The following is an 11,858-nucleotide window of genomic DNA, read 5'->3' as shown; positions in this document are numbered from 1 at the left end:
TCTACTTGGAGGAAATAAGATGTTGATCAGTAACGCATATGCACAGACAGCCGGAGCAGAATCTGGTGGATTAATGGGTTTTTTACCTTTGGTATTGATGTTTGTTGTTTTGTACTTTGTGATGATTCGTCCACAAATGAAGCGTCAAAAAGAAGTTAGAAACATGCTTGAGGCTTTGGCAGTTGGTGATGAGGTTGTGACTGTTGGCGGCCTAATGGGCAAAGTAACTACTCTAAAAGATCCGTATGTCACAGTTGAGTTGCTACCTGGAACAGAAGTAAAAATGCAAAAGAATGCAATTACTGCTGTTTTACCAAAAGGCACGATCAAAGAAATCTAAGAAAGTTTTAGCATGAACCGTTACCCGCTGTGGAAATACCTCGTCATCGTTATAGCGCTTCTCATTGGAGCTCTATACACTCTTCCAAATTTTTTTGGGGAGGCCCCGGCAGTACAAATCTCAGCGGGTAAAGTCACGGTAAAAATTGATGGCAATATGCAAGACCGTATTGCCGACATCTTAAAGAGCGCACAGATTGAGCCAAAAGGTATCCAATTTGAACGCATTGGGGCGAACGGCACGATCAAGGTTCGCCTTAATAACACTGACACCCAGTTGAAGGCCAAGGATGTTTTACAAAAATCCTTGAACCCAGATAGCAATGATCAAAGTTATGTCATTGCGCTTAATCTAATTTCTAACACTCCCGCTTGGTTAAGCTCCATGGGCGCAATGCCAATGTATTTGGGCCTTGATCTAAGAGGCGGCGTTCACTTCCTTTTACAAGTGGACATGAGAGGCGCACTACAAAAGAAATTAGAAAGCTTGAGCACCGATACCCGCTCACAGCTTCGTGAAAAAGGTTTACGTCACTCTGGCATTGAGCGTCAGGGCGACACAATTGTTGTTAGATTCCCTAATCAAGAAGATGCAGCTAGCGCCAAAACCTTGCTGAACAGTAATTTACAAGGTCTTGAATTCACCGTTGAGAAGTCTGCCGACGGCTTCAAGTTAGTCGGCAAATTCAAAGATTCAGCAGTCAAAGAAGTTCAAGAAAATGCTGTTAAACAAAACATCACCACCCTTCACAATCGTGTGAATGAATTAGGTGTGGCAGAACCAGTGATTCAACAGCAAGGTCAAGACAGAATCATTGTGCAATTGCCGGGCGTACAAGATACAGCTAGAGCAAAAGACATCATCGGACGTACGGCGACCCTTGAGTCTCGCCTAGCAGACCCAATCAAGACCTATTTACTCTCTGGCGAACTCCCTCCTCCAGGCTCTGATGTTTTCAAAATGGGTGATGGTCGTCAGGTTGTCTTTAAAAAGTCAGTGATTTTTAGTGGTGATCGAATCACGAGCGCCTCAGCAGGCTTTGATTCAAATCAACGTCCAGCTGTGAACATCACTTTGGACTCTGCTGGTGGACGCGTGATGCAAGAGATCACTCGCGAGAACATTGGCAAACCAATGGGCATGATTCTTTTTGAAAAGGGTCGTGGCGAAGTATTAACAGTTGCGACTATTCAAAGCGAGTTTGGCTCTAAGTTTCAAATCACTGGTCAGCCAAGCACTGACAGTGCGAATGATTTAGCCCTATTGCTTCGCGCAGGCTCATTGGCTGCCCCAATGGAAATCATTGAAGAAAGAACTATTGGACCTAGCTTGGGTGCCGAAAATATCTCGATGGGCTTTAACTCTGTGATTTATGGATTTACCGCCATTGCGATTTTCATGATTGCCTATTACCTATTATTTGGTGTGTTCTCTGTCATCGCTTTGTCGGTCAACTTATTCCTATTGGTAGCAGTTCTTTCAATGCTCCAGGCCACATTGACCCTCCCAGGTATTGCAGCGATGGCTCTTGCTCTTGGTATGGCGATTGACTCAAACGTGCTCATCAACGAGCGTATTCGTGAAGAGTTACGTGCAGGAGCCACGCCACAAGCAGCGATTGCAACAGGCTTTGAAAAAGCCTGGGGCACCATCCTTGACTCAAACATCACCACTCTAATTGCCGGTGTTGCTTTATTGGCATTCGGCTCTGGTCCGGTCAGAGGCTTTGCTGTTGTGCATAGCTTGGGCATCTTAACGTCGATGTTCTCTGCGGTATTTTTCGCAAGAGGCCTTGCCAACCTTTGGTACGGTCGCAAAAAGAAACTCGATAAATTATCTATTGGCGAAGTTTGGCGCCCTACAGAATAAAAGGAAAACAACATGGAATTTTTTCGTATCCGCCGTGACATTCCCTTTATGCGCCATGCGTTGGTGCTAAATGCAATTTCCGCGATCACTTTTTTAGCCGCTGTCTTTTTCTTGGTCACCAAGGGCTTGCATCTATCTGTTGAGTTCACAGGCGGCACAGTCATGGAAATCAGCTATCAGCAAACAGCCCCTTTAAATACCATCAGAGCTGATCTAACCAAGCTTGGCTACCAAGATGTTCAAGTTCAAAACTTTGGTAGCTCAAAAGATGTTCTGATTCGCTTGCCACTTCAAAAAGATGCGCAAGGTAAAGCTATCTCATCTTCACAGCAAAGTAATCAAGTACTCGAGACACTCAAAGCTTCCAGCTCTGACGTTACCCTCAAACGTGTTGAGTTCGTAGGGCCTCAAGTGGGTAAAGAATTAGCGACCGATGGCTTACTGGCACTCATATTCGTTATTCTAGGAATTGTTGTTTACCTTGCTATTCGCTTTGAGTGGAAATTTGCGTTGGCAGGTATTTTGGCCAACCTTCACGACGTCGTGATCATTTTGGGATTCTTTGCTTTGTTCCAATGGGAATTCTCCCTATCAGTATTGGCTGCTGTTCTGGCCGTTCTTGGATACTCAGTGAACGAATCTGTGGTTATTTTTGACCGTATCAGAGAGAACTTCCGCAAGTACAGAAAAATGGAAGTATCTGCAGTGATTGATAATGCTATCACCAGCACAACCAGCAGAACGATCATCACCCATGGCAGTACGCAGATGATGGTGTTAGCCATGTTGCTATTCGGTGGCCCAACGCTTTACTACTTCTCTTTGGCTCTGACCATCGGCATCTTATTTGGTATTTATTCTTCAGTATTCGTTGCTGCAGCATTAGCCATGTGGTTTGGCATCAAGCGCGAAGATCTTGTGTCTGCAGAAACAAAAGCAAGCGCAACCGCTACCAAATCTGATGACCCTAACTTTGGTGCTCAAGTTTAAATATTGATATTTCTATTGATATTTTTTGAATAGTTTTTAAATATCTCTTACAAATAAAAAAGCGGGCAATGCCCGCTTTTTTATTGTCTTCCTCGGTAACTGTTAATTAGTAACCAATTTAATAATTGTTATTTAAATAGCTACTGCAGCTTTTTTACTTGCCTTCTTAGATAGCTTGAATTGAATTGCAGTCAATGCAATAGCAAACATCCATGGAGATAGTTTGAGTATCCAAGGATCCACACCTGCAAGGTAGTCAACGAACAAGATCTCTTTCAAAACCATTTGAACAGACACTGCAAACAGAACAAAGCCACCGATAAAAACAGCGTTAGGCCAACGATCCAAAATCTTGGTCACCATGCTTGAACCGAAAATAACCACTGGGATACTGATCAATAAACCCATGATGATGAAGCCCCAATTACCGTTTGCTGCAGCGGCAATACCCAAGGCGTTATCAACACCCATGACAGCATCTGCAATCACGATGGTTGTAATGGCTGACCAAAACGTATCGGCTGCTTTAACTTCTTCATGATCGTCCTGGAAAGCTAACTTCCAACCAATCCACACCAAAGCAATACCGCCCACAAGTCTTAAACCAGGAAGCATCATGAGGTAAGTGATGATGGCGACAGAAATAAAACGAATCGCGATGGCGCCAAATGTGCCCCAAAAAATTGCTTTTTTACGCAAATGTGGTGGCAAACGATTCGCTGCCATACCAATCACTAAGGCGTTGTCTCCTGCGAGCACTAGGTCGATGAGAATAATCGCCAAAACAGCCCAAATAGCATCAATGGACATGAAATCCATAGAGTTTCCTTTTTATAGTATTTGGTCTTGCCAAGGACCCATTCCCCTCATGTACCGGGCGCTTAAACGCCGTGTTGACGATACAAAAGACTCATGACTATGAGCTGGCTACTCCCCAGTGTTTTGAGGGATTCTATAGAAGTAATGGGATTAACCATTAAACCTTATAAAGATTAGGGATTTGATCTAGCTATGAAAGGGTTTCCCGAACAACTGCGACGATCTTTTTTGTAGCGCCCGTGTGTTGATTCGCGAAATCTAGAGCATTGGTACTCATGTCTTCTTTGACTTGATGATTGGTCAACAACAAATCCACAGCCTTCACCAATTCATCAACATCAGAAATCCGAATGGCCGCTCTAGAGTCAATCACATCTGTGCTGGCCTGTTGAAAATTAAATGTGTGCTCACCCAGAATAATGGGCCTACCCAATGCGCATGCCTCAATGAAATTTTGACCACCCAATGGCAACAAACTTCCGCCCATGATCACGACGTCAGATAAGGCGTAATAAAAACTCATCTCGCCCATCGAGTCGCCAAGTATCACTCCACCATGATTAATGACGTCAGTAAATTGTTGATCACCGAGGTTTGATCGACGCGACACTTTTGTAAAGCTTGACTGTAATTGGGCAAAAACATCATCAAATCGCTGCGGATGTCTTGGCACAATCAATAAGCAAAAATCATTTGGATTTTCTTTGGTCTTTAGAAATGCTTGCCACGCCTCAATGATCAACGCCTCTTCACCGTCTCTGGTGCTTGCGGCACAAACAATTTGAACCTGATCAGTTAATTTCTTCTTAAGGGCTAAAGCATGCTCAATTTGTTCAAGATTGGGTGTGACATCAAACTTCAAATTACCAGTGACCATCACATTGCTTAAACCCAAAGAGTTATAGCGCTTAGCATCTAAATTGGTTTGAGCCAAAATTTTTGTGAAAGACTGATAAATCAATTGAGCAAAATTTGAAAACCGACTAACCCGACGAGTACTGCGTTCTGACAATCTTGCGTTGATGAGAATGACGGGTAAAGATTTTTGATGAGCAGACAAAATCAAACTTGGCCAAACCTCGGTCTCCATGATCAAACCAACTTTGATTGAAAAGTATTGGTAGAACGAGTTCACAGCCCAATGGATGTCATAAGGAAGATAGCTTTGCACCAATTGACCTGAAGCGATGTGATCTGCAAATAACTGGCGCCCAGTATCTCTTCCAGTAGGTGTCATGTGGGTCAACAAAATCTTTTCACCACTTTGAATCAAGGCATCAATCAATGGCGCAGCGGCCCTTGTTTCGCCAACAGATACGGCGTGCACCCAAATACGTGGGGTTGTTCCGCCGATAGGCCAAGACATGCCTAAACGCTCGTTGATGTGCTCTCGGTAACCTTTTTGCAGTCTACCTTTCCAAAGGAGACGGCCAAGTGCCAATGGCAAGGCCAGATACCAAAATAATTGGTAAAGCCCCATCATCAATCGATGACTCATCTTCATTGGGGCATTACCAATCAAGGTCATTATTTTTTCAGACGCTTGGCTAATTCTGTTGCTTTACCGATATAGGAGGCAGGAGTCATTTCTAAAAGAAGTTTCTTGGCATCATCAGGAATAGCCAAACCTTGGATGAAGCTTCTCAAACCTTCTGGAGTAATACCTTTACCTCTGGTCAACTCTTTTAGCTGCTCATAAGGATTAGGCACACCGAAACGACGCATCACTGTTTGTACAGGCTCTGCCAATACTTCCCAGCAATTATTCAGATCTTCAGCCAAGCGCTCAGGGTTTGTTTCTAACTTACCCAAACCTTTTAATGCGCTGTCATAAGCTAAAAGACTATGACCAAGTGCTGTACCCAAATTACGCAACACTGTTGAGTCTGTTAAATCTCTTTGCCAACGTGACACAGGTAATTTTTCTGACAAATGTTTTAGAAGTGCATTAGCAATACCTAAGTTACCTTCTGAATTTTCAAAATCAATTGGATTGACTTTGTGCGGCATGGTGGATGAACCGATTTCACCTGCTTTGGTTTTTTGTTTGAAATAACCAACTGAGATATAACCCCAAATATCACGGTTCATGTCTAGCAAAATCGTATTGGCTCTGGCAACGGCATCAAACAATTCAGCCATATAGTCATGAGGCTCGATCTGAATGGTGTATGGGTTGAACTCCAAACCTAAGCGCTTCTCAACGACTTCCTTAGAGAACTTTTCCCAATCCACATCTGGGTATGCAGACAAGTGAGCGTTGTAGTTACCCACAGCGCCATTCATTTTGCCAAGCAAAGGCACTTTTTCAATATTTGCGATGGCTCTTTGTAAACGCATGGCCACGTTCGCCATTTCTTTACCCAAAGTTGTTGGTGATGCAGGTTGTCCATGTGTGCGAGACAACATCGGCACATCTGCATTGACCACTGCCAAATTAGTCAGCGCTGATAATAGTTCACGTAATTTAGGCAAAATAACTTCTTGACGAGCCCCCTTCAACATCAAACCATGGGATGTGTTGTTAATGTCCTCAGAAGTACAGGCAAAGTGAATGAACTCGCTGGCTTTTTCTAATTCAGGTTGGCCAACGACTTTTTCTTTCATCCAATATTCAACCGCTTTCACATCGTGATTGGTCACAGCCTCAATGGCTTTGATTCTTTCCGCGTCGGCATCAGAGAAATCCGCAACCAACTTCAATAAAACAGCCTCCGCATTGGTGCTAAAGCTTGGGAAATCCGGTAATTTGGCCTGAGATAGGGCAATTAACCAGTGAACCTCAACCTGAACGCGTTGCTTCATGAAGGCTGCCTCTGATAGCCAAGGGCGCAAACCGTCTGTTTTTGAGGCGTAACGGCCATCCAAAGGGGATAAAGCACTTAATGTAGATAGTTGAGTAGTCACAGCTAATTCCTAAAAAAGCATCGAAAACATGATTTTAGTCTTTCTGAAGAAATAAGCCTAAATAGCTATACTAATGCCATGAAATTAATTGGATCACTCACCAGCCCCTACGTGCGCAAAGCAAGGATTGTTTTTGCGGAAAAGAAAATTGAAGTTCCACTCATTCAAGAGAATGTTTGGAGCCAAGACACCAAAATCATGCAAGCCAATCCACTTGGAAAAGTTCCGTGTTTGGTCATGGATGATGGCGGAGCCATGTTTGACTCACGCGTCATCGTTGAATACGCTGACACTTTGAGCCCTGTGAACAAACTTATCCCAGCCTCTGGTAAAGAGAAAGCAGCCGTTAAAACTTGGGAAGCTTTGGCAGACGGCATTTTGGATGCCTCAGTTCTTGCAAGACTAGAAGCAACCTGGAGACCGGATGAGCAAAAAAGCCAAGCCTGGATAGACCGTCAGCTGCATAAAGTGGATGTATCACTCAAAGCGATGTCTAATGGTTTAGGTGAGTCTGAGTGGTGCTTTGGCAATCAGATCAGCTTGGCCGATATTTCAGTGGGCTGCGCCTTAGATTATTTGATTTTTAGATTTCCAAATAATCAATGGCAAAAGTCTTATCCGAATTTAAATCGACTTTATAAAAAGTTGATGTCACGCCCTTCATTTGCAAACACGGCGCCACCACAATAAGTGATTTAGTTTCACCAGTTAAATTGTTTTAACTGGTGATAATCCCACCGCCCAAGCAGCGTTCACCGTCATACAAAACAGCTGACTGACCCGGCGTGACAGCCCATTGGGCTTGATCAAACTCCAGCGTGAAACTGTCTGCAGAAACCTGCGTTAATTGGCAAGGTGCATCTGATTGTCTGTACCTTGTTTTGGCGGTGTAGTTCTTTGCTGCAGGCAAACCATCAAACGTCCAACTGATTTGTGATGTGTGCAACACCTTGTTCAACAACCATGGGTGCTCATGACCCTGAACAATGTAAAGAGAATTGCTGGCCATGTCTTTCTTCGCTACAAACCAAGGATCACCACTGCCATCCTTGCTCCCCCCCATGCCAATGCCTTTTCTTTGCCCAAGGGTATAAAAAGCCAAACCAATGTGCTCGCCAATCACCTTACCGTCTTCCGTTTTGATGGGGCCTGGCTTATTAGGTAAATAGCGATTCAAGAAATCTCTAAAAGGTCGCTCACCAATGAAACAAATACCTGTCGAATCTTTTTTCTTGGCATTGGGCAAACCAATCATTTCTGCAATTTCTCTGACCATCGATTTTCTAATGCCGCCCAATGGAAAAATGACATGACTCAATTGTTGTTGAGTTAAACGATATAAAAAATAACTTTGATCTTTGGTGTCATCAATGGCTTTCAATAAATGAACGCCATCATCACATCTTGCAGTTTTTGCGTAATGGCCAGTTGCAATGGCCTGCGCACCTAAACTGATGGCGTGATCTAAAAAAGCTTTGAATTTAATTTCTGCATTGCATAGAACATCTGGATTAGGCGTTCTGCCTGCTGAGTATTCTTTTAAAAATTCAGCAAACACACGATCTTTGTACTCAGCAGCAAAATTGACTGCTTCAACATCTATTCCAATCAAATCAGCCACAGAGACAACATCCAACCAATCTTGGCGTGAAGAACAGAATTCACTGTTGTCATCGTCTTCCCAATTCTTCATGAAAAGACCAACCACGTGATATCCCTGTTGCTTCAAAATCCAAGCAGCCACTGATGAGTCAACCCCTCCAGACATCCCAATCACAACCGTGGCAGGCGGTAATACGGGTGCAGCTTCCAAAAAGCCTGTGTCAAAGGGAGGAAAGGTCATAGGTATTGTCAAAGTCAGTTACTCAATAAAGTTAGGATAAAACACTAAATGACCAAAAAAACATAAAATGATGGGTCAATTTGATCAGAAAACCCCGAAAATTAGGGTAATCTTAAACTTTTTACAATAACAGGGAGAAACCCATGCGCATTGGCGTGCCCTTAGAGACGCGGGCGAATGAAACGCGCGTTGCTGCCACACCTGAAACAGTGAAGAAATTCATCAGTCAAGGTCACACAGTTATAGTTCAAAACAATGCTGGCGTCGCAAGTAGCCAGCCTGATTCCGCTTATGAAGCAGTTGGTGCAAGTATCGGTTCCGCCGCTGATGCATTGGGCGCAGATATTGTGCTCAAGGTCAGAGCACCAGACGCCAATGAATTAGCTCAAATGAAATCAAACGCTGTCCTGTTAGGCATGCTTGATCCATTTGATAACGCTAACAATGCTGCCATGGCTGCTAAAGGCATCACTGCCTTTGCGCTTGAAGCTGCCCCAAGAACGACCAGAGCTCAAAGCCTGGACATCTTGTCATCACAAGCCAACATCGCTGGTTACAAAGCTGTGATGGTTGCCGCGAATGAATACCAACGCTTTATGCCCATGTTGATGACAGCTGCTGGAACAGTGAAAGCTGCTCGCGTATTGATTCTGGGTGCAGGTGTTGCTGGTTTGCAAGCGATTGCGACTGCTAAACGTTTGGGTGCTGTGATTGAAGCTTCAGACGTGCGCCCTGCCGCGAAGGAACAAATCGAGTCATTGGGCGGTAAGTTTGTTGACGTGCCTTTTGAAACTGAAGAAGAGCGCGAAATCGCTCAAGGTGTTGGTGGTTATGCTCGTCCAATGCCAGCTTCTTGGATGCAACGTCAAGCAGCCTTGGTTGCAGAACGTGCCAAGCAAGCAGATATCGTGATCGCAACAGCTTTGATTCCAGGCCGTAAAGCTCCAACCCTATTGCACTCAGAAACTGTTGCGCAAATGAAACCAGGTTCAGTGGTAATCGATTTGGCTGCAGGCAAAGGTGACAATGGCGGTGGTAACTGCCCACTCACAGAAGCAGACAAAGTGGTTGTGAAGCATGGCGTTAAATTAGTTGGTTACACCAACTTAGCCAGCATGGTTGCAGCAGATGCTTCAGCGCTGTACGCACGCAATCTTCTAGACTTCATGAAGCTCATCATTGACAAGGAAGCTGCTTTGGCCATCCCAACGGATGATGACATCGTGACAGCCTGCTTGATGTGTCAAAACGGTCAAGTTCTTCGTCAGAACGCATAAGAAGAATTACAAGGAAAAAATCATGGACATGATCAGCCCAACTATTTATAACCTCATCATCTTCGTGCTAGCCATTTATGTTGGCTATCACGTTGTTTGGAACGTCACTCCAGCACTTCACACGCCTTTGATGGCTGTGACGAATGCTATTTCAGCCATCATCATCGTTGGTGCCATGCTTGCCGCTGCTTTAACAGAAGGCACGCTTGGTAAATCAATGGGCACGATTGCTGTTGCTCTAGCTGCAGTCAACGTGTTCGGTGGCTTCTTGGTAACACGACGCATGCTAGAAATGTTTAAGAAAAAAGATAAAAAAGCTAAAGGAGAAACAGCATGAGCTTAAATCTCGTTACGCTTTTGTATTTGGTCGCCTCGATTTGTTTTATTCAGGCACTTAAAGGTTTATCCCATCCAACCACGTCTATCAAAGGTAACGTATTTGGTATGACAGGTATGGCGATTGCCATCATCACAACCGTTGGCTTGGTCATGATGCTTGCTAAAGAATCAGCGGCTGGCGGTATGGCTTATGTTCTAGCAGGTCTTGTGATTGGTGGCGGTGCTGGTGCCATCATGGCCAAGCGTGTTGAAATGACAAAAATGCCTGAGCTAGTAGCATTCATGCACAGCATGATTGGTCTTGCAGCGGTTTGTATCGCTGTGGCTGCAGTTGCAGAGCCTCACGCTTTCGGTATCGTGGCTGTGGGTGAACCAATCCCATTGGGCAACCGTCTTGAATTGTTCATCGGTACATTTGTTGGCGCAATTACCTTCTCTGGATCAGTGATTGCCTTCGGTAAATTATCTGGCAAATACAAGTTCCGTTTATTCCAAGGTGCGCCTGTTACTTTCCCAGGTCAGCACATGCTCAATCTGATCCTTGCGATTGTGATGGTGGGTTGCGGTGTGATGTTCTCTATCGCTCCTGGTGCAGAACCTGCTTGGAACTACTTTGTTGTGATGGTTGTGATTGCCTTCATCTTGGGTGTTTTGATCATCATCCCAATTGGTGGTGCTGACATGCCTGTGGTTGTTTCAATGTTGAACTCATACTCTGGCTGGGCTGCAGCTGGTATTGGTTTCTCATTGAATAACTCAATGTTGATCGTGGCTGGTTCATTGGTGGGCTCTTCTGGCGCCATCTTGTCTTACATCATGTGTAAAGCGATGAACCGTTCATTCTTCAACGTGATTCTTGGTGGTTTCGGTGGCGATACTGGTAGTGCAGCAGCTGGCGGATCACAAGAGCAACGCAACGTTAAATCAGGTTCTGCAGACGATGCAGCATTCTTGATGACCAACGCTGAGACAGTCATCATTGTTCCAGGTTATGGTCTTGCAGTTGCTCGTGCCCAGCACGCTCTAAAAGAACTAACAGAGAAGCTAACTCACGCTGGTGTCACAGTGAAGTATGCGATTCACCCAGTGGCTGGTCGTATGCCTGGTCATATGAACGTTCTTTTGGCTGAAGCTGAAGTTCCATACGATCAAGTGTTCGAAATGGAAGACATCAACAGTGAATTCGGTCAAGCCGATGTGGTATTGATTCTAGGTGCTAACGACGTTGTTAACCCAGCGGCAAGAACCCCAGGCAGCCCGATTTTCGGTATGCCAATTCTTGAGGCTTACAAAGCCAAGACTGTGATCGTGAACAAGCGTTCTATGGCTTCAGGTTATGCTGGTCTAGACAACGAGTTGTTCTACATGGACAAAACAATGATGGTCTTCGGTGATGCGAAGAAGGTCATTGAAGACATGGTGAAAGCTGTTGAGTAATCCTCAATCGCTTCGCAAAGAACCGCCTACGGGCGGT

11 protein-coding genes are annotated in these 11,858 nt (G+C 44.5%); 7 read left to right on the top strand and 4 right to left on the bottom strand.

The window, feature by feature from the left end:
• Positions 1-19 precede the first annotated feature (19 nt).
• From yajC to secF, 3 genes are read left to right on the top strand one after another with little or no spacing between them, the layout of a single operon-like run.
• A complete protein-coding gene (gene yajC / locus ICE88_RS05635; protein WP_215290311.1) occupies positions 20-340 on the top strand; it encodes a preprotein translocase subunit YajC in 321 nt (106 codons plus the stop codon).
• 12 nt (positions 341-352) lie between these two features.
• On the top strand, positions 353-2,209 hold the full coding sequence (secD, locus tag ICE88_RS05630; protein WP_216250355.1) for a protein translocase subunit SecD: 1,857 nt from the start codon (positions 353-355) through the stop codon (positions 2,207-2,209).
• A 12-nt stretch (positions 2,210-2,221) separates the two neighbouring features.
• Positions 2,222-3,199 (top strand): protein translocase subunit SecF, encoded by a 978-nt coding sequence (gene secF / locus ICE88_RS05625; protein ID WP_216250352.1) that lies wholly within the window; start codon positions 2,222-2,224, stop codon positions 3,197-3,199.
• 132 nt (positions 3,200-3,331) lie between these two features.
• On the opposite strand, the gene ICE88_RS05620 is transcribed toward secF, so the two are convergent.
• From ICE88_RS05620 to purB, 3 genes are all read right to left on the bottom strand, one after another.
• Complete coding sequence (locus ICE88_RS05620) at positions 3,332-4,018, bottom strand: TerC family protein (protein WP_216250349.1); 687 nt, start codon at positions 4,016-4,018, stop codon at positions 3,332-3,334.
• 190 nt (positions 4,019-4,208) lie between these two features.
• The gene (locus ICE88_RS05615; RefSeq protein ID WP_255535225.1) at positions 4,209-5,546 is read right to left on the bottom strand and encodes a 3-deoxy-D-manno-octulosonic acid transferase; all 1,338 of its coding nucleotides are present in this window, start codon (positions 5,544-5,546) and stop codon (positions 4,209-4,211) included.
• Positions 5,546-6,925: an adenylosuccinate lyase gene (gene purB / locus ICE88_RS05610; RefSeq protein ID WP_216250347.1), complete on the bottom strand. Its 1,380-nt coding sequence runs from the start codon at positions 6,923-6,925 to the stop codon at positions 5,546-5,548. The genes ICE88_RS05615 and purB overlap by 1 nt, the downstream gene beginning before the upstream one ends.
• Positions 6,926-7,003: 78 nt before the next feature.
• On the opposite strand from purB, the gene ICE88_RS05605 reads away from it, so the two are divergent.
• Entirely contained in the window at positions 7,004-7,615 is a 612-nt protein-coding gene (locus ICE88_RS05605) for a glutathione S-transferase N-terminal domain-containing protein (protein WP_216250344.1), read from the top strand.
• Between the two features lie 28 nt (positions 7,616-7,643).
• Here the strand turns inward: ICE88_RS05605 and mnmA are convergent, their stop codons facing one another.
• Entirely contained in the window at positions 7,644-8,693 is a 1,050-nt protein-coding gene (mnmA, locus tag ICE88_RS05600) for a tRNA 2-thiouridine(34) synthase MnmA (protein ID WP_370624453.1), read from the bottom strand.
• Positions 8,694-8,911: 218 nt separating this feature from the next.
• Here mnmA and ICE88_RS05595 point away from each other — a divergent pair, with 218 nt between their 5' ends.
• Genes ICE88_RS05595 through ICE88_RS05585 form a run of 3 tightly spaced genes read left to right on the top strand, consistent with a single transcriptional unit; the run spans position 8,912 to position 11,821 of the window.
• Positions 8,912-10,045: a Re/Si-specific NAD(P)(+) transhydrogenase subunit alpha gene (locus ICE88_RS05595; protein WP_216250335.1), complete on the top strand. Its 1,134-nt coding sequence runs from the start codon at positions 8,912-8,914 to the stop codon at positions 10,043-10,045.
• A 22-nt stretch (positions 10,046-10,067) separates the two neighbouring features.
• Positions 10,068-10,382, top strand: a complete 315-nt coding sequence (locus tag ICE88_RS05590; RefSeq protein ID WP_089514715.1) for an NAD(P) transhydrogenase subunit alpha — start codon at positions 10,068-10,070, stop codon at positions 10,380-10,382.
• Positions 10,379-11,821, top strand: coding sequence for an NAD(P)(+) transhydrogenase (Re/Si-specific) subunit beta (locus tag ICE88_RS05585; protein ID WP_216250332.1), 1,443 nt, complete (start codon positions 10,379-10,381; stop codon positions 11,819-11,821). Before ICE88_RS05590 ends, ICE88_RS05585 begins: the two co-directional genes overlap by 4 nt.
• Positions 11,822-11,858 lie beyond the last annotated feature (37 nt).

This window comes from Polynucleobacter sp. AM-26B4, from assembly GCF_018882285.1.
Taxonomy (GTDB): domain Bacteria; phylum Pseudomonadota; class Gammaproteobacteria; order Burkholderiales; family Burkholderiaceae; genus Polynucleobacter.
Note: the sequence above shows the minus strand (reverse complement) of the source record. Positions and strands in the feature narration are given on the sequence as shown.